This is a genomic window from Brotaphodocola sp. (assembly GCF_050873065.1).
In the GTDB taxonomy this organism is placed as follows: Bacteria; Bacillota; Clostridia; order Lachnospirales; family Lachnospiraceae; genus Brotaphodocola.
Genome location: NZ_JBNMIC010000041.1, coordinates 1 through 20,316, shown reverse-complemented (window position 1 = coordinate 20,316; position 20,316 = coordinate 1). Strand labels below are relative to the sequence as shown.

Here is a 20,316-nt window from a genome sequence, read left to right as displayed (position 1 = left end):
TTCCATGTTCCCATTATATAAGCATACAATAATATCTAACTTTTGGCTACCTTAACCCACCGTCTAAAGTCAGTGGGATTGCGGTAGCCTCATTTCAAAAAAACTCAAAGATAATTTTGGCGCGAAACCAAAAAACTGACAGTGTGAATCCTCTCATCTTTCACATACTAACATCAGAAAACTCACAGGCACACCATAACATCCCATTTAAACGCACATCTGAAAAATTGAGGAGGACATACTGCCATGAAAACAGACAAAAATATACCCCAAAAGCTCTCCAAGGCAAATCCCCGCCTGCGGCGCGGACTCATCCACACCTTCTTTGTCAGCCTCTTCTTCACGCTCGGCTTTACCTGGTACACCTTTGAGCGCCAGATTCCCGACCAGCTGAGCCTCACACGGAATGAGACCAGTTCATTTTCTCTCGGGGGACTTCCGCTTGAGGTGACTCTTCTCGATGAAAGCTCCGAGGTATCCCTGCGGAACGCATCCAACATTCCGGAAAACTCCGTGCGGATTTCCGGCGATTCCCCGCTGTCACTCTCCGCGACAAAATCAGGTACTTATCAGCTCGGTCTGAAACTCTTCGGAGCAATCCGGCTCAAAAATATCCAGCTCGACGTCGTGGAACAGCGCAGTGCAATTCCCTGCGGCTTTCCGATCGGAATCTACCTCAAATCAGACGGAGTCCTCGTCGTTGGAACCGGAAAAGTCACGGACGAAACCGGAAATGAGACGGAGCCCGCGCTCGGCATTCTCGAGTCCGGCGACTACATCGAGGCGATCAACGGACATCCTCTGACAAGCAAGGAAGCCCTGATCACCGAGCTTCGCCATGTCGGAGGTTCCGAGAGTGTTCTCCTCAAAGTCCGAAGAGACGACAGAAAGATCGAGGTCTCCGTGCGTCCCGTGCAGACCGCAGACGGTGCCTGTATGCTCGGCGCCTGGGTCCGCGACGACACACAGGGGATCGGAACAATGACTTACTTAGAGCCAGATGGCAGCTTCGGCGCCCTCGGGCATGGAATCAGCGACCCGGATACCGGACGTCTGATGGAAAGCCATGAAGGCTCCCTCTATGAGACGGAAATTCTCGGAATCGAGAAGGGCAGTGTCGGAAACCCCGGCATCATGGCCGGCGTCATCTATTACGGTCCCGGCTGTCTCCTCGGCAAGATCAACGCCAACACGGACGCCGGAATTTTCGGAAATGCAAATGAAACCCTGCGCTCCCGTGCACTCTCCACCGCAATCCCGATCGGCCATTGTCAGGATATCGAGAAGGGTCCCGCCCTTCTTCGAAGCAATGTCTCCGGACAGATCCGGGATTATGAAATTGAAATTCAGAAAATTGAGCTGAATCCGCTCCAGAAAAACAAGAGTATGGTCATCCGCATCACCGACCCGGAGCTTTTAAAGCTGACCGGCGGAATTGTACAGGGCATGAGCGGAAGCCCGATCATCCAGAACGGAAAACTGATCGGAGCAGTCACTCATGTCTTTGTTCAAGATTCAACAAGAGGATATGGAATATTTATTGAAACGATGCTGGAAGTCGATCGCTCCGGCTCCCAATCAGAATAAAAAAGAAAAAAATTTAAAAATTGAGACGTTTTTCCAGACAGACGAGCTGGACTCCGGAAATCCCATTGAACACACAGGGGACGATTCCGACTTCCCGGTATCCGAGACGGTGATAGAGTCTGCGCGCTGTCTGATTTTTTGCGTTGGTGTCCATGCGGAGATACGGGCAGCCGTGCTCACCCGCATACTTCTCATAAAATGCCACAAATTCGCTTCCATACCCTTTTCCCGCACAGTCCGGATCGACGACAAGTGTGTGAAGCACCATGACCTGATCATCTAAAGCCTCATACTCCCAGGCTGCATCCGCATATTCCAGAACCTGAATCTGGTTGATCCGCGCTGCCGCTACAAGTATTCCTCCCGTCAGTTTTCCAGTTGCCTGTCCGCCTTTCTCATCTCCGGCTTCCATCACAAACAATTCTCCGGCGTTCCATGCCTCCCACGCCGTTTTCAAAGTTGGATAAACTCCACGAACCCAGCCGATTGCCGTCTTTCCCGCTTCCTCCTGGCTCAAGATCTTCTCATAAATCTTTTCGATCTCTGCAAGATCGCTCTCCCTCGCTTTTCTGATTAATGACATCGTTTTTCCTCTCTCGTCTTCTCTGCCAGCAGCTTCATCTCTTTTGCATTCTCAAGCACCGCTCCGGTGATCTCAACGCCGCCGAGAAGACGCGCAAGTTCGGAAATCATCTGCGTCTCATCAAGTTCGTGGATCGCGGTTCTCGTCTTCCCGTTCTCTGCCGATTTTGCAATCTCAAAATGCTCATCTGCCATCGCCGCAATCTGCGGAAGGTGCGTGATGCAGATCACCTGATGATTCTTTGAGATGATTGCGAGCTGCTCCGAGACTTTCTGTGCAGTCCGTCCGCTGATTCCGGTATCGATCTCATCAAAGATCAGCGTCGGAATCTCATCCGTGTCTGCAAGCACCGTCTTGATCGCGAGCATGATTCTTGAAAGCTCACCGCCCGAAGCGACAAGTCCGAGGGAGCGCTCCGGCTCGCCAGGGTTTGTCGAGATCACAAACTCCGCCTCGTCAAATCCACCGGCCGTGTAATGCGGCAGGCGCTTGAAATTCATTGAAAACTTCACATCGAGGAAATTCAGATCGAGAAGCCGCTCCCTGATCTTTTCCGTCAGAATCACTGCCGCTTTCTTTCTCGCCTCTGAGAGTTCCCCACAGACAATCTCAAGCTGTTTTTCCGCTTTTTCGAGTCCCTTTTCTGCCTCTCTCCGGTAGTCGTCAAAATGCTCCAGCTCCTCGAGACGCTTCTGTTTTTCCTCGAGGGTCCGGGAAATCTCCGCGACCGTGCCGCCATACTTTGCCTGAAGGTTGTGGATCAGATCAAGTCTCTCCTCAATCTGCCTCATCTCCTCCTCATCAAAGGAAATTCCCTCGAGATAGCTTCCAATCGCGTGATGCACATCGTCAAGAAGGGACTCCGCATCATAGAGCTGGTCCTGAATCGGCCTCAGTTCCTGATCGTAGTCCACGACTTCTCCGACCTCGTGGATCGCCCGTCCAACCATCTCAGAATTCACCGCCTCATATGCGACAGCGAGACTTTCTGCGATCTTTCTTCCATTGGAATAAAAACGGTACTTCTCCGTCAGTTCCTCTTCTTCGCCTTCCCTAAGCCCCGCCTGCTCAATCTCATCCACCTCAAACTGAAGAAAATCATACTCCCTGCGTCTGCTCTCCTCATCCCCGGAGAGTTCCTCAAGGCGCGCCTTCCACATCCCATACTCTCTGTACAAGTTCGCGGTCTTTTCTTTAATTGGACTGATCTGCGATTTGGCGTAAGTATCCAGAATTTCCAGATGTTTGGATGCGTGAAGCAGAGACTGATGCTCGTGCTGACCATGAATATCAATCAAAAGACCGGTAACTTCCTTGAGTTTTGCGATTGTCACCGTCTCATCATTGATCTTGCTGACACTGCGCGTCGGCATAATCTTTCTTGCAATAATCAGGGTGCCGTCGTCATCCGGATAGATATCCATCTGCTTTAGGAGCGCCCTCTTTTCCTCTTCCACCGAAAAAATCAGTTCCACATAGGCGTACTCGCTGCCGCTGCGGATCATCTCCTTCGGTGCCTTCTGTCCAAGGGCCAGATTGACTGACCCAATGATAATCGACTTTCCCGCTCCGGTCTCACCGGTCAGAATGTTCAGTCCGTCTCCGAACTCCACATCCGCCTGCTCAATCAGCGCAAGGTTTTTTACATGCAGTTCCAGAAGCATCCTGCGTCCTCCTTATTCCGCTATTCTGCCACCAGTTTCTTGATCTTATCCATCACAAGAATCGTGTCATCCACACTGCGGACAGCGCACATGATCGTGTCATCCCCGGCGATACAGCCGACAATCTCATGAAAATGAATCGCATCGAGCGCCGCTGCCACTGCCATCGCCATGCCGGAGACTGTCTTGATCACAAGAATATTCTGGGCCATATCCATCGACACATACCCGTCTTTCAGGATTCTGATATACTTGTCGCTGAATGTCGTCGTCGGATTCTGCATCACCACATAGCGCTGACGGCCGCCCTCCGACGGAACCTTCGTCAGACGAAGCTCCCTGATGTCTCTCGAAACCGTCGCCTGCGTCACCCGGTATCCGGCCTCCTGCAGCTTCTGCGCCAGTTCTTCCTGTGTCTCAATCTCATATTTTCCAATCAGTTCAACAATCTTGCTGTGACGTTCCAGTTTCATTTTTCCCCTCCAAAAAGGTTGATGTTGATGCTCCATATGCTCCAGAATCCTTGCCCGCAAAGACATTTCGCAGATCTGTGCCCTGTCCGTATCCCTCTTATCTTATTACTTTACACTCGATCCATCTTGTTTCTCAGTGTCTCCAAAAACGAGATATTTTTCAATTTGATCAGCACAGTATGATTGCGGGAACGGAAAATTTCCAACGTATCCCCCGGTTTCAAATCCACGACCTGATCTCCGTCAAAGACAGCCGTCTGCTCCTTGTCCCGATATTCCATCAGATGAATTCCAATCCGGTCTTCCGAAGAGAGTACAATGCTGCGCGCCCCCAACGTGTGCGGACAGATCGGGGTCAGAACAATCAGCTCCGTCCCCGGCGTCACAACCGGACCTCCGGCTGAGAGGTTGTATGCCGTCGAGCCGGTGGGCGTTGCGGCAATCATGCCGTCCGCGAGATATTCATTCAGATACTCCCCATTCAAAAACACGCGGAATTTAAGCATCTGAAGGACATTTTTTCTCGCAAGGACAATGTCGTTGAGTGCAACCCCGGTTCGAATCCCGTCCTCCCCGGTCACCCGTCCCTCGAGCATCATCCGGTTCTCGAGAGTATAATTGTCATTGAGAAGCGCCTCAAGCATCGGACGGATATCTTCCCCTCTCGAAACCTGAGTCAGATAGCCGAGATTTCCAAGATTGATGCCGATTAACGGAAGCTGGCGCGCAACGAGATCTCGCGACGCCTGAATCAGCGTTCCGTCTCCGCCGAGCGTGATCACACACTCTGTCTCAGGCGGAACGTCATCGGGATCGGTGTAGCCGTTTCGGTGCTTTTTTCCGGATTTTTCCGGATCTTCCTCCACACCTCCGGCACAGGTTGCACCGCGGGCGATCAGATAATCCCGAATTCGTATTGCTGTCTCCACGGCCCCTTCCTTTGACCGGTTTGCAATCAGGTAAAAATGCTTCATAGACTCTGGCTCTCCTGCTCTAATCCGTTTTACACGGTTCTATTTGTCAAGGGTCTGGTGCGCAGCCTCCACAACTGCCTCCTCATCGACCGGAAATTCTCCCCGGATCTGTCCGTCCGTATGATTCTGCAGATGCAGAAGATACTCAATATTTCCCTCCGGTCCCTTGATCGGAGAATACTCCAGATTCAGGATCTCAAATCCGATCTCGGAAGCAAACTCCATCACTTTGCGAATGACCTCGAGATGGGTGCTCTTCTCACGGACAACGCCCTTCTTTCCGACTTTCTCGCGTCCCGCCTCAAACTGCGGTTTAATCAGGCAGACAACCTGTCCGTCATCTGCGAGAAGTGCCTTGACCGGTCCGAGAACCTTTGTCAGAGAGATAAAGGAGACATCGATGGAGGAGAGACCGATCTTGTCCGGAATATCGTCCGGAGTCACATAGCGGATGTTCGTCTTCTCCATGCAGACCACGCGCGGATCATTGCGCAGTTTCCAGTCAAGCTGTCCGTGTCCGACATCAACCGCATAGACTTTGATGGCGCCATTCTGAAGCATGCAGTCCGTGAATCCTCCTGTGGAGGAACCGACATCCATGCAGACCTTTCCCTGCGGCTGCACGCCGAAATGCGTCATCGCCTTCTCCAGTTTCAGACCGCCGCGGCTGACATACTTGAGCGTTGTTCCCCGCACTTCTACATTTACTTTATCTTCAAACATGGATCCGGCCTTGTCTTCCTTCTGTCCATCCACATAGACAATGCCGGACATGATGATCGCTTTTGCCTTCTCCCGGGAAGTTGCAAGTCCCCGGTTCACAAGCATCACGTCAAGTCTTTCTTTCATCTTTTTCCTGTTCCTCTCTTCTCTATAACTACTACACCACTATATCACTGCACAATCTGTCCACGCTGTCCGATCCCTGTGCGTTGGACTACTCATCGGTCTTCCCGTTTTTATTTTTTAGCGCCGGATAAAACTCCCGCATCGTGCAGATGATCGAATCACTGTCAATCTTTACGGTCTCTCTGAGCAGGGAAACATTTCCATGCTCCACATACGCATCCGGAAGTGCGATATTGAGCACCTTCACCTCGGGTGCATACGCGTGAACCAGAGCAGTGACATCAAGCCCGAAACCACCCTGAAGGACATTTTCTTCCAGCGTGACAATCAGCTTGTGATGATCGGCTAAGTTTCTGACTAAATCCTCATCAATCGGCTTGATAAATCTTCCATTTGCAAGCGTGCAGTTCCAGCCTTCCTCGCCGAGTTTATTGCGGATATGCTCCGCCGTGCTCACCATGCTTCCGACTGCGAGAAGTGCAATCTCCTCACCCTGCATCAGAATCTCTCCCTTTCCATACTCAATCGGAGAGTCATACTCCTCAAGTCCACGGTATGCCTGACCTCTCGGATAACGGATTGCAATCGGACGGTCATACGTCATCGCAAACTGAAGATCCCGCTCAAGCTCCCACAGATTTTTCGGTGCAAGCACGCTCATATTCGGGATGCAGGTCAGGTAAGACAGATCAAAAATTCCCTGGTGGGTCTCCCCGTCGCTTCCGACAAGACCTGCGCGGTCAAGTGCAAAGACAACCGGCAGATCCTGAATACAGACATCATGGAGAATCTGGTCAAACGCACGCTGCATAAATGATGAGTAAACCGCAACGACAGGCTTGAGTCCCGCTGCCGCCATTCCCGCCGCAGACGTCACCGCATGCTGTTCTGCAATTCCCACATCAAAAAACCGCTTTGGGTATGCCTTCCGAAATGCCGTCAGTCCGGTTCCGTCCGGCATCGCCGCCGTCACTGCGACAATCTTCGGATTCTTCTCGGCAAGCCTGCAAAGTTCACCCGAAAATATGTCGGTGTATGTCGGAAACTGTTTCGTGCGAAGTGCCTTTCCCGTCTTGATGTCAAACGGCTCGACTCCGTGAAAGCGCGACGGATTCTCCTCCGCCGGTTTGTATCCCTTTCCCTTCTTCGTCAGGACATGGACTAAAACCGCGTGGTCCATCTTCTTCGCTTCCTTGAAAATCTTCGTCATCTCCGGAATGTCATGGCCGTCAACCGGTCCGAGATAGGTGATTCCCATATTTTCAAAGAGCATTCCCGGAATGACCAGCTGTTTGATGCTGTTCTTCGTCCGGCTGATCTTGTCAACAAGGTCTTCTCCGACAAGCGGAATCTTGAGAAGGCCGTTTGACACCCGCTTCTTCAAACGGTTGTATCCGGCACCGGAGCGAAGTCCGCTCAAGTATTTGGACATTCCCCCGACATTCTCCGAGATTGACATGTTGTTGTCGTTCAGTACAATAATAAAATTTTTATTCAAATGCGCTGCATTGTTCAGCGCCTCATAAGCCATTCCTCCGGTGAGCGCCCCGTCTCCGATCACGGAAACAACCGAATAGTCTTCTCCCAGAAGATCACGGCCCTGAGCAATTCCCAGACCTGCTGAAATGGAAGTGGAACTGTGTCCCGTATCAAAAGAATCATACGGACTCTCCTTGCGTTTCGGAAATCCGCTCATTCCGCCATACTGGCGCAGCTCATCAAACATCTCCCTGCGCCCGCTCAGAATCTTGTGCGTGTAGGACTGATGGCCCACATCCCAGATCACCTTATCCTTCGGCAGGTCAAAAGCCCGATACAGGGCGATGGTCAGCTCCACGACTCCGAGATTAGACGCCAGATGCCCGCCCGTCACACTGATCTTTTCAATCAGGAACTGGCGGATCTCTGCTGCGAGCGTCTTCATCTGATCAGGAGTCAGTTTTTTTACATCCCATGGTCCTTCTATCCGTTCCAGAATCATAACTCTTCCTGTGCCCTTCCGCTTTTAACGGCCCCTTCTCCTCTGCTATTTTTACTTATCTCTCGTCACAAGCATCCGAATCAGTCCTGCCAGGAAAGGATTCTCTCCCGGCAGTTTCTCAAGAAGCTGCACTGCGCGCTCAGAGATCTCCTGCACGTCCCTGTGCGCCTGCTCGATTCCAACAAGCGTCACATAGGTGGTCTTGTTGTTCTTCTCATCGCTGAGAACCGGCTTTCCAAGCTGTTCCGATGTGCTCGTCACATCGAGAATATCATCCTGGATCTGGAATGCCAGACCGACAGCCGATGCGATCTGCTCCGTAACTGCGATCTCCTCCTCGCTCGCGCCCGCAAGTACAGCTCCGATCATCATCGACGCCTCGAGAAGCGCTCCGGTCTTCAGCCGGTAAATGAAGTCCAGTTTCTCCTGCGGAATCGGTTTTCCGGTCAGTTCCACATCCACAACCTGACCGCCGATCATTCCGTAGATTCCGGTCTTCTGGGAGAGAATTCCGATTGCGCGTCCGACGAGATCCGGGCGCTTCGTCTTCTCAAATGCCTTCGCCGCAGTCTCAATCGCGTAAATCAGCAGGGCATCTCCGGCGAGAACTGCCATGTCATATCCAAACTTCACCCAGGTCGTCGGAAGACCTCTTCTGAGGGTATCATTGTCCATGCACGGAAGATCGTCGTGAATCAGTGAGGAGGTATGGATCATCTCCATCGCTGCCATAAACGGACGAATCTCCTCTCCGTCTCCTCCAAAAAGGCGATACGTCTCCTCCATCAGCATCGGGCGCAGACGCTTTCCGCCGGCGCGCACGCTGTAATTCATCGCCTCAAAAATCGTTTTCTGGTGCCCGGTCTCCTCTGGAAGAAACGATTCCACAACCGCCTCAACCTCCGCCGTGCGCTTTTTCAGCTCTTCTTTCAGCATTTCCTTGTCATTCATTCCCATCTTCCATTCCTCCCCGAAGAACAATCATCTGTTTTTCCACGCGGTCTATCTTCTCCGTGCAGGACTTCACAAGCCGGATTCCCTCTTCATAGCAGGCAAACGCTTCCTCAAGCGTCGTGTCCGAAGATTCCAGTTTTTCCAAAATCCCATCGAGCTGTAAAAATGTCTGCTCCACGGACAGCTCTGCGGACGGTTCTTCCACTGATTTTTTTCTCATCTCACCGAGTCTCCCTTTCTTGCCCTTGCTGCTGCCGGATTTGTCTCTCCGACCGGCATCCCGGATGTCCGGACATCCGTGACAACCGCCTCAATCCGGCCGTCAGAAATCCGGACTGTGATCGGATCTCCGGCTTTCACATCAGAGACCTGTTCAATCCTGTGCCCGCTCTGATCCGTCAGGAAACCGAAGCCCTTGCTGATCTTCTCGAGAGGAGAGAGCCCCTGAAGTCTGCCTCCGGCAAGTGCAAGACGGTGTCTCGCCTCCATAAGCCGTCTCTCCATCGCATTGTTTATGCTCTGTTCCATATCTGCAAGCCTCTGCTGCTTCTCGCGAATCTGTCGCTGCGGATCGTGCATCTCGAGACGCAGGCGGTACCGTTCAAGCAGATGACGGCGGCGCTCAAGCACGCGCCCTGCTGCCCGCGTGAGGGCTGCCTCATACGCCCGGCAGTCGCTCTCAAAACGATTCCAGTCAAACACTGCAAGTTCCGCGGCTGCCGATGGAGTCGGTGCGCGAAGATCCGCCACATAATCCGCAATCGTCACATCCGTCTCATGGCCGACCGCTGAGATCACCGGTGTCCGGCACTCAAAGATCGCCCTCGCAACGCTCTCCTCATTGAATGCCCAGAGATCCTCGATCGAACCGCCTCCGCGCCCGACAATCAGAACATCAAGTCCCATCTCATCGAGTGTCCGGATTCCTGCACAGATACTCTTTGCTGCCCCTTCTCCCTGTACGAGAGCCGGGTAGAGAATCAGCTGGACAAAAGGATTTCGGCGCGCAGTGATATTCATAATGTCACGGATTGCCGCTCCGGTACTCGCCGTGACAATCCCGATTTTCTGCGCGTAACGCGGAATGGGGCGTTTGTACTCTCCAGCAAACATCCCCATCTCTTCCAGTTCCTCGCGCAAACGGCAGAAGCGCTCATAGAGATCGCCCCGCCCGTCGAGTTCTATTTTTTTTGCATACAGCTGATACTTTCCGTCCCGCTCATACACATCGACGGTTCCGGTCACTACCACACTCTGCCCTTCTTCCAGCCTGAAAGAAAGTCCTCTGCGCTGTCCGGCAAACATCACGGCACTCAGAGTTCCCCCTCCGTCCTTCATCGTGAAATAGATGTGTCCGGACGGATGGTATTTGCAGTTGGAAATCTCCCCACGGACAGAAATCCTGTTCAGGGCAAAATCCTGTGCAAACATATTTTTGATATAAGAATTTACCTGTGCAACCGAATAAACACTTGCCATTCCAATCGCCCTTCGCTGTCCCTTCCGGTCTTAGAGTTCAAGTCGACGCTCGCGGAGACTTGGCGCGTGATTTTGGTCAGCTCTGCTGACATCTTCCCATCAAAATCACTGCGCATACCCGCGGAGCGTATAACTCAGAAGTGGATTGTCTCCCCTCCTGAGAAATCTTGTGATATCCCTACCTATAAAGGAGGGGGACATCCACTCTGAGTTTTTAGTTTGCCTGATCCTTCACCAGTCTTGCAAGCACACCGTTGATGAATGCCGGAGAATCGTTTCCTCCGAACTTCTTGGCAAGCTCAACTGCCTCATTGATCGCTACCTTATCCGGCACATCGCTGTCATAGCGCATCTCATAGACTGCCTGACGCAGAATGGTCAGTTCCACACGTCCCATACGCTTTGTGTTCCATCCCTGCGCTGCTTTATTGATCTCCTCATCAAGCTGCGGAATCATCGGCACGATCTCCTCCACGCGGGCAATCAAAAACTCTCTGTCCTTGTCTGCCATCTCTACCTGGTGAACGATCTCCAGGGTTCCGTCTGCTGTTGTATCATCCTCATCAGGTGAACCGAAATACCGTTCTACCTGCGTTGCGGTCTCCTCTGCCGGGTAAAAATCTACCCCAAATAACATTTTAAAACAGTGTTCCCGCATTTCTCTTCTGGTCATTCTTTCTTTTCCTCCTGGCACATATCTATCTGCATAGTTGGATATTATCATATCACATTTTTTTCAGATACTCAATAAGTGGTTTTCGTATAAAATTTTCCCAATTTCCGCATACTGTTACTGTTTCTTTCCCGGATTTGGCAAATAAATAGCTCAATTTTTCCGATATTTTTTTATTTCCTGTATTTTTGGAATCATTTGGGAGGTCTTTGTGATGTGGGGATTTTTGATTGCGCTTCTCTCCGGCGCGCTGATGAGTATTCAGGGAGTTTTAAATACAGAAGTGACAAAACAGAGCGGGGTCTGGCTCTGTGCCGTCTGGGTTCAGCTGACGGCGCTTTTAACCTGCGCTCTGTTCTGGATATTTGGAGACCGTGCTCCGTTCTCTTCTCTTTTTCAGATCCGCCCCCGGTACCTGTTAATCGGCGGCGTTCTCGGGGCATTTATCACCTGGAGTGTTGTAAAAGGCATGGACCGTCTCGGCCCCGCCCGCGCAACGCTCACAATCGTTGTGACTCAGATTCTCGTATCATACGGGATTGAGCTTTTCGGACTCTTCGGAGTGGAAAAAGTTCCGTTTGAATGGCACCGTCTTCTCGGTGCCGGAATCGCAATCGCAGGGATTGTGATTTTTCATTTGTGAGGTTTAGGTTTCTGTCTGCAGGTTTTTTAACTATAAACCAAGTTTCAAGTCACAGCACCATAATTTCACAAGGAATCCTCACTCTCACTTCTGGCAGATCTGGTCGATCCACTCGATCAGTTCTCCGTCATAATCGGCATCTCCGTGAGGCTGATCCCAGACAAGTGCATAGTCGACATCCGCATCCGTCTGATTCTGAAGTGTAAGCGCAACCTCTGCAGAGATTGACAGTGAAGTGTCCGCATCCTGCGTGCCGACGCGGATCCGGATGTATTTTGCCGTATCTGCTTTCGCATCCTGATTTCCGATGTAATTTAACGGATTGAGCAGCTTCTTTCGCTCTGCAAGTTCCTGATCCCCGTTTACTGCGGAATAAGCATCTGCATACTCGGCATACTCACTCGGAAAACTCTCTTTTAATTTTTCGAGAACACCGGACATGTAGGAATCAAAATGCATATACTTATGGTCGGCATCGCCAAACTCCAGATTCTCACCGGAATTCTCTGTCATCTCCAGATTGTCAAATGCCATCACCGTCTTCATTCTCGGGTTGTACGCACTCAGATAATCATCAAGACTCGAGATCTTCGCAGTCGTGCCATCCCAGGTCAGGAAACTGCTCAGATCCGTACCTGCTTCCTCTTTTCCTGCCTCTCCCGGTCTTTTTCCGCGACCGGTCTTCGTGTAATTTCCTTTCAGATAATCATCCAGAGAGTACGTCGCGGAAAGGGAACCATCGGAAAGTTTCGTCAGATACTTCGTCGCAGCATCCTCAACCTGCTTTTTCATATATTCATAAAAACTTCCGCTGCGGCCATCCTCTCCGAGCGTCAGCGTTTCCCCGGTTTCCGGATCTTTAAGTCCCAGAGCATTGATATAATCCACGTACTCAGATGCCATCAGGCCAGAGACTGCCTTCTCAAAGTCGCTCGATTCGCCCTCCTGATTGCTTCTGCTGTTCTTGTATGTCTGAAGATTCTCATACATCCACTCATACGCCTGATCGGCATGGTCAAGATCCGTGATCGGGCAGTAAGCCTGTGCCGCATACACGTCATCAGTTTGATCCATGATCGCGCCGATCTCTTTTAAATAAACATCATAATCGGAAACATTTCCCGTGCTGCCAAGCAGCGCACTCATCGCTCCGCCCGCACTCGTTCCGATCGAGATGATGCGGTCGGCATCTCCCGCCATGACCTCATCATTTGCCTTTAAGAAACGAATTCCCGCTTTCAGATCCACGAGACCTGCCGGGGACTTTCCAATATAGGTTCCGTCCTCCGCCTGCGTCTCCTTTCCACGGCTTGCCGGGGAGACAAAAATATATCCCTGATCGATATAACTTCTGTTTTTCTCTGACATCTTCGAAGCATCCGCCTGTGCATATCCGCCGATACCATTCTTATAAATGATCGGTGCTGTCTCTGCCGTATAGCCGTTGACCGTTCCCTCCAGATTGATGGTTCCATCCGAATTCATGTAGGCTTCCGGAACATAAATATTCATACACTCTTTCACCGGATCCGCAGGATTTTCACAGTAGACAACATACTCCAGACCATAACAGCCGTACTCCTCGTAGTAGACCCACTTGTCCTGATAATCTGCAAGATTCATGCTTCCGGTTAAAAGCTCGGAGAGATCCGGGGTCTCGCTCATCGCCATTCCCGCATAGAATGGAGAGTCTCCCTTTTCTCCCTTTTGATCGTTCTGATCCTGATTCTGATTATCAGAATGTTCCGGCTCACCAGATTCTCCTTTCTGTCCCTCCGTCTGAATTTTCTCCGTCTGTGCGCTCTGACATCCCGACAGCGCATAGGCGGACACCGTCGCCGTCATCAAAAGACCTCCTCGCAAAATCACTCGTCTCAAATTCATGGTTCTCTCTCCTCTCACTCTCTCATCTCATTGCACATTTACATTCTTATACTCTCATATATCCTCATTTTTCCTGTCACATGAACGACTCAACTCCATCATTCTATGGAAAAAATATTTGCAAACAGTGTTTTTTCTGTGTCTTTTCTGTGAGCAAATTTTCAACAGGACGTGCATGAAAAAGGCAAAAAAAGAGCCTGGCAACCGCCAGACTCCCTCTTCATTTTTGATTTTTAAACTTTTTCAGTTTTCTTTTTCAGATTCACTTTTTTGAGCTTACTTTTCCTCTGCGAGATTCACGCCTGCAATCCGGATGTTGACATCCAGAACCGTCAGACCGGTCATATTCTCGATCGCAGATTTCACGCGGTCCTGCACGCGCTCGCTGACATCCGGAATGTTGTATCCATATTTTAAGTTCAGAGACAGATCAACGGACACATGCTCTTCCGTCACATCCACCTTCACACCCTTTGACAGATTCTTCATGCCGAGTTTTCCGACAAGTTCATTTGTGATGTTGCCTGCCATCGAGTCAACGCCCTCTACCTCTGTCGCTGCCAGGCCTGCGATGATTGCAACCACCTCATCCGCGATGCGAACCTCTCCGATTTTATCTTTCTCATATACCTTGTGGGTATTTCTTCCTTCCAGTTCTGCCACGTCTATCCCTCCTCAATTGCTCCGTCATTTCAGAGCTGTATTCTGCATTTTGTTCTGCTGTTATTATAGCAAATGACGGCTGTTTTGCAAAGGGTTGTTTTCATTCCCATTCATGTACAACAGCACTCACTCTTCCAGTTTCATCAGCGTGATCACAATCCCGTCAACCGGAACTTCCGTCTTCCGCTTCACGATATCCTCGATCTGTGCCCTCTGCTGGTCCGTGATCGATGGCGCATTGATCACAACGTCCACCTTTCCATCGGTGATACTCACAACCGGATCAGAAAATCCTCTCGCCTGAAGAAGCGTCTCCGCAGCATTTTCCTTCTCCGCAACTGCTGTCATCTGAATCATGTTCTGAATCGCTTCCTGCTTTGCCGCCTCATCAATGTTTGTGTTGTTGATGATGCTGTTGAGCGTCTCCTTGTTCTTTGCACGGATCTGCTCCCGGTTCATCTGCACTCCGGCTATGTAATCTGAGACGGTAATTCCGCTTGTCAGCACTGCCTCCCCCGGATTTTCAAGACCGCTCTCCTCCGCATCCCAGCTGTCAATCTCGGCAAGCTGGGGCCCTGTATCGGCTGCGAGCTGACCTATGCTTCCGTCCGTCTGCTCTCCTCCTGCCTCTGCCTGGAGAAGATTTCCCTCGGCCTGCGGCTGCACATTGTCGCTATCATCCACACTCTGTCCGCTCTGCCCGTTCTTGTCCGCCGCAAGCTGATTTTCCGCAAGCAGGTCTTCGTCCGAGATCTCCATACTTCCCGCCTGATAAATCGGATTTCCCGTGTTTGTGCTCGCCTCAAGTTCCTTTTTTCCTGCATAATTCAAGTATCCGGCTGCCGCAATCATAATCGCAAGTGTCGTGATAATCATCTGATTTCTGCGGAACAGTCGCTTCACTTTTCCGTCCCCGTCCTGTTGCGGACGTATTTCCGGTTTTTTCAATTTCATGATGCCACTCCTTTATTCCACCCGCCTTGACACTTTTATTCTATGCAATTGATTTTATTTTATGCCGCCTCCCTCAAGCCGGAACTCACAAATCCTGTGCACTTCTCTTCTTTGAATCTTTTTTGCTCTTCTTTGGCTTTTTCGGCGCATAGTCTTTCATATCCGGAAGTTCTCCGCTCGCAACCGCCCAGAGATAAAGGCTTGCGACACTGCAATAGGGATGAAACCGCCTGCGATATTTCTCAAACAGGTTCCGGTCAACCTTTCTGTGATGATAAAGCATGCGAAGCCCTCTCTGGATCGCAAGGTCATCAAAACTGAACACATCCGGACGTTTTAGACAAAACAACAAAATCATCTCCGCCGTCCACACACCGATTCCACGCAGGGAGGACAGTGCTTCTATTGCATCTGCATCAGACATCTGCTCCACTTTCTGTAAATCAAATTCTCCGCCCTGCACCTTGTCCGCAAACTCTTTGATGTACTCCGCCTTGCGAAAGCTCATTCCAAGCGCCTGCAATTCCGGAACCTCTTTTGAGGAAATGGTCTGTGCATTTATCTCTCCTAACGTATCCCTCAGTCTCTGCCAGATCGTCGCCTGCGCTTTGCTGGAAATCTGCTGTCCGACAATATGATGAACAACAGAGGAAAACAAATCCGGATCCGTCTCCCTCTCGATATAACCAATTTTGTCGATAACCTCTCCCAAGAGTTTGTCCTTGTCCCTCAGATATGTTATCTCTTTATCTCCATATGGAAAGTACAATGTTTCGTCTCCTTTCACTTCGATTTTACTCAATTTAATTTCCTCTGAATAAATTCCATTTGACTTGATTTTGCTGCTTTTCAGCTATTCTCTTTTCCGCATCACTATTTTATTATTTTTGTCTCTAACACGTTATTTTTCCGGTACTCTTTCGGTGTACACCCTGTCTTTTCCTTAAAGCATTTCCCGAAATGGCTGACCTGATGAAATCCAACCTGACCGGCGATCTCCCCAACCGGCAGATCCGTGCTGCACAGAAGTTCTGCTGCACGCGCAAGCCGAAACTCAATCAGATACTGGTACGGTGTCGTCTGAAGACTGATCTTAAAACAGCGCAGACATTCCGACTTGCTGACATTCGCACTCGACGCCAGTACCCCCAGAGAAATTTCTTCCGCATAGTGCAGTGCAATATAGCGCAAAAATTGCTGCATTCTGTCATTGAGCGGATGCGGATTTACTGCAGCCGGCAAAGAAATGTTTTTTCTCAACGTGAGCCAGAGTGCGGTCAGCTGTACCAAGACCTCATACGAATAAAACTCGCTGTCCGACTTGATTTTCAGGAGATTCTGAATCCGCTCAAGAATTTCCCCCTGCCAAGGAACCGTCGGCTCAAACTTTAAAAAGGGCAGGGCATCGTTTGCAGAAATGCTGTCGACCAAAGTCCTGCCCGGAAAATTAAAATAAAACTTGAGAAAATAGTCGGGAAAAATGATGCTGTGATAATGACACCTGCCACACTGGTGGACACAGTGCACTACATTTTTATTGATAAAGACTGCTTCCCCTTCCGTCAGAACCACAGAATCATCCAGCGTCTGGATCTCTATCTTCCCACGATGGACAACAACAAACTGAAAATCTTCATGCCAATGCAAGACACGAAATCCCGGATTGAGCGGAACACTGTTCTGATCCACAACATCCAGAATCAGATAAGGGAAATCGGTTCCCGCCTTTAAGTTGACAGAATTGAGAATGCTTTCCTGGTTAAGTTGTCTTATATGCTTCATATTTTTACTTATAAATCTCCGGATTTTTTGAGTTTTTGAGGATTCCATTTTTTGAAATTCCTCTTTTGAGGATATTGTGATAAAGAATGAGGATAATTCGATATGAAGTCCCTGATTCCTGTGATAAAATTATATCGCAACAGGGAAATCTTGGCAAAAACTTTATTTTTTGAGATTTGCTGAAATAACTCTGCGGCAAAAACTTTGGAAAAAGAGGACTCTTCCGTGAAAAACCAAAATGATTTAAACCTTTCAAAAGCTTCAAAAGACTTTCGTGGCAAGACAGAATTCCAGATTTTCCTGTCTTATTTCAAGCCACACATTCATCTGTTCCTTCTGGACATGATCTGTGCGCTCGGGATCGCACTCATTGACCTGACATTTCCCGCCGTATCCCGCTGGTGTATGTACACGCTTCTTCCGCAAAAAGCATGGCGGACATTCTGGCTTGTGATGATTGCCGTTCTCTGCGCCTATGTTCTGCGGTCAGTATTTACTTACATCATCTGGTACTGGGGACACAATTTCGGCATTCTCGTCGAGACCGATATCCGGCGCGATTTGTTCCGCCACATCCAGGACTTAAGTTGTGACTATTTCGACAACAACCGCGTCGGCCAGCTCATGAGCCGTCTCACAGCCGATCTGTTTGACATCACAGAGCTTGCCCACCACGGCCCGGAAGACATCTTTGTCTCCTCCGTGACAATCATCGGTGCTCTCATCATCATGTTCACAATTCAGTGGCGGCTGGCTCTCGTCATCGCAGTGATGATTCCTATTTTTCTGACTGTCGTCTGGCGCTGCAAGGCAGGAATGCGGAATGCCTCCCGCCATGTCAAAAAGGCGACCGCAAGCATCAACACAGACTTTGAGTCCGGACTTTCCGGCATCCGCACGGCAAAAGCCTTTGCAAATGAAAATGCGGAGCTTCACAAATTTGACTCTGCCAACAGCAGTTACCGAAATGCCAAATACGAATATCACCGGGCAATGGGACGTTTTAATTCCGTGATGGAATTTTTCCTGTGCACGCTCTCCGTCGTTGTGATTGCTGTCGGAGGGGCACTTATCATGCGGGGCGAACTCAACACGATCGACCTGATTACCTTCAGTCTCTATATCACTACTTTCGTCAATCCAATCCGGCGTCTTGCCGTGACAAGCGAGCTGATTGCAAACGGCACAGCCGGCCTGCACCGCTTCGTGGAACTGATGCGGACCGAACCGTCACTGACTGATGCCCCGGACGCAAACTCTCTCACCCACGTCAAAGGCGGCATTGAGATCGACCACGTCTCCTTTGCCTATCAGCCGGGACGCGATATTCTGCACAATGTCTCCCTGAAAATTGCGCCGGGCGAGATGGTTGCCTTTGTCGGCTCCTCCGGTGGCGGAAAGACGACCTTAAGTCAGCTGATCCCGCGCTTTTACGATGTGACAGGCGGAGCAATCCGCATCGATGGGCAGGATGTCCGCACCGTCACCCAGGAATCCCTTCACCAGAACATCGGTGTTGTGTCACAGGATGTCTTCCTCTTTGCGGACAGCATCGCAGAAAACATCCGCTACGGCAGACTCGATGCGACGATGGAAGAAGTCATCGAGGCCGCCAAGCTGGCTGAGATTTACGATGACATCTGTGCAATGCCGCAGGGCTTTGAGACAAATGTCGGGGAGCGCGGCGTTCTCCTCTCCGGCGGACAGAAACAGCGCATCTCGATCGCCCGGATTTTCCTGAAAAATCCGCCGATTCTGATTCTTGATGAGGCAACCAGCGCCCTCGACAGCGTGACCGAGGCAAAAATCCAAAAGACTTTTGAAAAATTGTCATCGGGGCGCACCACGATCGTCATCGCACACCGCCTGTCCACTGTCAAGAACGCCCACCGCATCGCCGTCATTGACAACGGACAGATCACGGAACTCGGCTCCCACGAAGAACTGATGGCGCGAAACGGCGAATATGCCTCCCTCGTCCGGACTCAGCTGTTCAAAAACATTTAATGACCGAGTAGTTCACAACAAATGATAGACCGGCTTCATCCGCTCAAATGTACAGTATTCCTTGAAGCCAAGAGAACGCAATTCCTGTTTTGTATCATCGATATATGCACCGAGATGTTCCGGTCTGTGGCTGTCGCTTCCGATCGTGATAATCCGCCCACCTAAGTCGCGGTACAATCTCAGAATATCCCGTGACGGAGTCAGATCCTTGAGACCATATCTGTGGCTGGAAGTATTGACCTCAATCCCATTCCCATCCGCAATTACGGTCTTGAGGATCTCCGTAATCACAGGTTTTACTTTCTCAAACGGATAAATCCCCGCCTCGTCATATCTTGTGATCAGATCCACATGACCCAGAATGCTGTAATTGTGATAGTGCTTGACCAGATACAGCAATTCCTGATAATACCGCTCGTTGTACTCCTGCTGGCTTCTGCCTCTCTGAAAATCCTGATTCCAGAATTCCTGATTCTCCACCTCGTGAACAGAGAGAATAATAAAATCAAACGGGTATCGCTCATACAACCGCTCATACCGGTCAATTGTATGCCGCTGCATCCCAAATTCCAGTCCCAGTTTCAGTGAAATCTTATCCCCGTATTTCGCCTGAAGCTCCTGAATCTGCGCCACATACTTCGGATAATCCACGTTATTTAAAACCATTGCCTCCGGCTCACCTGAACCGCCCACACGGCAAACCGTCTCCCCCGGCTCATCCCAGTCCTTCTTAATTCCATAGTCCACGTGATCCGTAAAGCACAGCTCGTCAATGCCTTTCTCGATCGCATCCCGAACCACCTGCTCCATCTCATAAGCAGAATCATCGCTGTATTCCGTATGTACATGATAATCAGCCCTCATTTTTTATCCTCCCGCAATTTTTATTTTCCTTTTCCTACATTCATTACTTCAAAAAACCGTATCGTTTTAAAACATGCCTGATAAAATCTTCATTAAGTTCGATATTATACTTTTCAAAATGATATATTTCCTCACTTGTCCAAGCATAACATCTTCCATTCCTGACACTCCAACGGCTAAAGCTCGTTGGGTTCTCATATACATGAACTTCCAAATATACTCGAAAGTATATAAGACTGATTCGTTTCTATGAGACTTTCATTATCAATCATTCTAATGAACGAATTAACGATAACATACGG

At 50.0% G+C, this 20,316-nt stretch carries 19 protein-coding genes; 3 read left to right on the top strand and 16 right to left on the bottom strand.

All coding sequences use genetic code 11. The features are described from left to right. The first annotated feature begins 246 nt into the window (after positions 1–246). Entirely contained in the window at positions 247–1,587 is a 1,341-nt protein-coding gene (gene spoIVB, locus ACR0QE_RS10350; protein ID WP_432628277.1) for a SpoIVB peptidase, read from the top strand. A 13-nt stretch (positions 1,588–1,600) separates the two neighbouring features. Here spoIVB and ACR0QE_RS10345 read toward each other — a convergent pair whose 3' ends face one another. From ACR0QE_RS10345 to nusB, 10 genes are all read right to left on the bottom strand, one after another. Then, positions 1,601–2,170: a GNAT family N-acetyltransferase gene (locus ACR0QE_RS10345; RefSeq protein ID WP_432628276.1), complete on the bottom strand. Its 570-nt coding sequence runs from the start codon at positions 2,168–2,170 to the stop codon at positions 1,601–1,603. Then, positions 2,161–3,834 carry a DNA repair protein RecN gene (recN, locus tag ACR0QE_RS10340; RefSeq protein ID WP_432628275.1) on the bottom strand — a complete coding sequence of 558 codons (1,674 nt, stop codon included), beginning with the start codon at positions 3,832–3,834 and terminating at the stop codon, positions 2,161–2,163. The genes ACR0QE_RS10345 and recN overlap by 10 nt, the downstream gene beginning before the upstream one ends. Positions 3,835–3,854: 20 nt before the next feature. Next, positions 3,855–4,307, bottom strand: a complete 453-nt coding sequence (argR, locus tag ACR0QE_RS10335; RefSeq protein ID WP_432628274.1) for an arginine repressor — start codon at positions 4,305–4,307, stop codon at positions 3,855–3,857. Between the two features lie 110 nt (positions 4,308–4,417). Next, on the bottom strand, positions 4,418–5,281 hold the full coding sequence (locus ACR0QE_RS10330) for an NAD(+)/NADH kinase (protein ID WP_432628273.1): 864 nt from the start codon (positions 5,279–5,281) through the stop codon (positions 4,418–4,420). A gap of 39 nt (positions 5,282–5,320) precedes the next feature. Then, the gene (locus ACR0QE_RS10325; protein WP_432628272.1) at positions 5,321–6,130 is read right to left on the bottom strand and encodes a TlyA family RNA methyltransferase; all 810 of its coding nucleotides are present in this window, start codon (positions 6,128–6,130) and stop codon (positions 5,321–5,323) included. An 88-nt stretch (positions 6,131–6,218) separates the two neighbouring features. Continuing rightward, positions 6,219–8,111: a 1-deoxy-D-xylulose-5-phosphate synthase gene (gene dxs / locus ACR0QE_RS10320; RefSeq protein WP_432628271.1), complete on the bottom strand. Its 1,893-nt coding sequence runs from the start codon at positions 8,109–8,111 to the stop codon at positions 6,219–6,221. Positions 8,112–8,162: 51 nt separating this feature from the next. Then, positions 8,163–9,062, bottom strand: coding sequence for a polyprenyl synthetase family protein (locus ACR0QE_RS10315; RefSeq protein WP_432628278.1), 900 nt, complete (start codon positions 9,060–9,062; stop codon positions 8,163–8,165). Continuing rightward, positions 9,055–9,285 carry an exodeoxyribonuclease VII small subunit gene (gene xseB, locus ACR0QE_RS10310; protein ID WP_432628270.1) on the bottom strand — a complete coding sequence of 77 codons (231 nt, stop codon included), beginning with the start codon at positions 9,283–9,285 and terminating at the stop codon, positions 9,055–9,057. The genes ACR0QE_RS10315 and xseB overlap by 8 nt, the downstream gene beginning before the upstream one ends. Continuing rightward, complete coding sequence (gene xseA / locus ACR0QE_RS10305) at positions 9,282–10,544, bottom strand: exodeoxyribonuclease VII large subunit (RefSeq protein WP_432628269.1); 1,263 nt, start codon at positions 10,542–10,544, stop codon at positions 9,282–9,284. The genes xseB and xseA overlap by 4 nt, the downstream gene beginning before the upstream one ends. Before the next feature lie 214 nt (positions 10,545–10,758). After that, the gene (gene nusB, locus ACR0QE_RS10300) at positions 10,759–11,217 is read right to left on the bottom strand and encodes a transcription antitermination factor NusB (protein WP_432628268.1); all 459 of its coding nucleotides are present in this window, start codon (positions 11,215–11,217) and stop codon (positions 10,759–10,761) included. Between the two features lie 214 nt (positions 11,218–11,431). Between nusB and ACR0QE_RS10295 the strand changes: the two genes are divergently transcribed. Next, positions 11,432–11,860: a DMT family transporter gene (locus ACR0QE_RS10295; protein ID WP_432628267.1), complete on the top strand. Its 429-nt coding sequence runs from the start codon at positions 11,432–11,434 to the stop codon at positions 11,858–11,860. Between the two features lie 84 nt (positions 11,861–11,944). Here the strand turns inward: ACR0QE_RS10295 and ACR0QE_RS10290 are convergent, their stop codons facing one another. From ACR0QE_RS10290 to ACR0QE_RS10270, 5 genes are all read right to left on the bottom strand, one after another. Beyond that, positions 11,945–13,744 carry a subtype B tannase gene (locus ACR0QE_RS10290; protein ID WP_432628266.1) on the bottom strand — a complete coding sequence of 600 codons (1,800 nt, stop codon included), beginning with the start codon at positions 13,742–13,744 and terminating at the stop codon, positions 11,945–11,947. A gap of 276 nt (positions 13,745–14,020) precedes the next feature. Next, positions 14,021–14,407, bottom strand: a complete 387-nt coding sequence (locus tag ACR0QE_RS10285) for an Asp23/Gls24 family envelope stress response protein (RefSeq protein ID WP_177977678.1) — start codon at positions 14,405–14,407, stop codon at positions 14,021–14,023. Positions 14,408–14,533: 126 nt separating this feature from the next. After that, positions 14,534–15,361, bottom strand: coding sequence for a SpoIIIAH-like family protein (locus ACR0QE_RS10280; protein ID WP_432628265.1), 828 nt, complete (start codon positions 15,359–15,361; stop codon positions 14,534–14,536). An 85-nt stretch (positions 15,362–15,446) separates the two neighbouring features. Continuing rightward, on the bottom strand, positions 15,447–16,130 hold the full coding sequence (locus tag ACR0QE_RS10275) for a DNA-3-methyladenine glycosylase family protein (protein ID WP_432628264.1): 684 nt from the start codon (positions 16,128–16,130) through the stop codon (positions 15,447–15,449). A gap of 104 nt (positions 16,131–16,234) precedes the next feature. Then, positions 16,235–17,143 (bottom strand): helix-turn-helix domain-containing protein, encoded by a 909-nt coding sequence (locus ACR0QE_RS10270; protein WP_432628263.1) that lies wholly within the window; start codon positions 17,141–17,143, stop codon positions 16,235–16,237. A 225-nt stretch (positions 17,144–17,368) separates the two neighbouring features. Between ACR0QE_RS10270 and ACR0QE_RS10265 the strand changes: the two genes are divergently transcribed. Then, positions 17,369–19,150 carry an ABC transporter ATP-binding protein gene (locus ACR0QE_RS10265; RefSeq protein WP_432628262.1) on the top strand — a complete coding sequence of 594 codons (1,782 nt, stop codon included), beginning with the start codon at positions 17,369–17,371 and terminating at the stop codon, positions 19,148–19,150. A 12-nt stretch (positions 19,151–19,162) separates the two neighbouring features. Here ACR0QE_RS10265 and ACR0QE_RS10260 read toward each other — a convergent pair whose 3' ends face one another. Beyond that, positions 19,163–20,014, bottom strand: coding sequence for a histidinol-phosphatase HisJ family protein (locus ACR0QE_RS10260; RefSeq protein ID WP_432628261.1), 852 nt, complete (start codon positions 20,012–20,014; stop codon positions 19,163–19,165). Between the last annotated feature and the right edge of the window lie 302 nt (positions 20,015–20,316).

Excerpts from the sequence above, each read along its gene's own strand:
- argR (WP_432628274.1), bottom strand. The coding sequence starts at position 4,307 with ATGAAACTGGAACGTCACAGCAAGATTGTTGAACTGATTGGAAAATAT.
- xseA (WP_432628269.1), bottom strand. The coding sequence starts at position 10,544 with ATGGCAAGTGTTTATTCGGTTGCACAGGTAAATTCTTATATCAAAAAT.
- xseB (WP_432628270.1), bottom strand. The coding sequence starts at position 9,285 with ATGAGAAAAAAATCAGTGGAAGAACCGTCCGCAGAGCTGTCCGTGGAG.
- ACR0QE_RS10280 (WP_432628265.1), bottom strand. The coding sequence starts at position 15,361 with ATGAAATTGAAAAAACCGGAAATACGTCCGCAACAGGACGGGGACGGA.
- ACR0QE_RS10260 (WP_432628261.1), bottom strand. The coding sequence starts at position 20,014 with ATGAGGGCTGATTATCATGTACATACGGAATACAGCGATGATTCTGCT.
- recN (WP_432628275.1), bottom strand. The coding sequence starts at position 3,834 with ATGCTTCTGGAACTGCATGTAAAAAACCTTGCGCTGATTGAGCAGGCG.
- ACR0QE_RS10290 (WP_432628266.1), bottom strand. The coding sequence starts at position 13,744 with ATGAATTTGAGACGAGTGATTTTGCGAGGAGGTCTTTTGATGACGGCG.
- ACR0QE_RS10295 (WP_432628267.1), top strand. The coding sequence starts at position 11,432 with ATGTGGGGATTTTTGATTGCGCTTCTCTCCGGCGCGCTGATGAGTATT.
- ACR0QE_RS10270 (WP_432628263.1), bottom strand. The coding sequence starts at position 17,143 with ATGAAGCATATAAGACAACTTAACCAGGAAAGCATTCTCAATTCTGTC.
- dxs (WP_432628271.1), bottom strand. The coding sequence starts at position 8,111 with ATGATTCTGGAACGGATAGAAGGACCATGGGATGTAAAAAAACTGACT.
- ACR0QE_RS10330 (WP_432628273.1), bottom strand. The coding sequence starts at position 5,281 with ATGAAGCATTTTTACCTGATTGCAAACCGGTCAAAGGAAGGGGCCGTG.
- ACR0QE_RS10315 (WP_432628278.1), bottom strand. The coding sequence starts at position 9,062 with ATGAATGACAAGGAAATGCTGAAAGAAGAGCTGAAAAAGCGCACGGCG.
- nusB (WP_432628268.1), bottom strand. The coding sequence starts at position 11,217 with ATGACCAGAAGAGAAATGCGGGAACACTGTTTTAAAATGTTATTTGGG.
- ACR0QE_RS10345 (WP_432628276.1), bottom strand. The coding sequence starts at position 2,170 with ATGTCATTAATCAGAAAAGCGAGGGAGAGCGATCTTGCAGAGATCGAA.
- ACR0QE_RS10325 (WP_432628272.1), bottom strand. The coding sequence starts at position 6,130 with ATGAAAGAAAGACTTGACGTGATGCTTGTGAACCGGGGACTTGCAACT.
- spoIVB (WP_432628277.1), top strand. The coding sequence starts at position 247 with ATGAAAACAGACAAAAATATACCCCAAAAGCTCTCCAAGGCAAATCCC.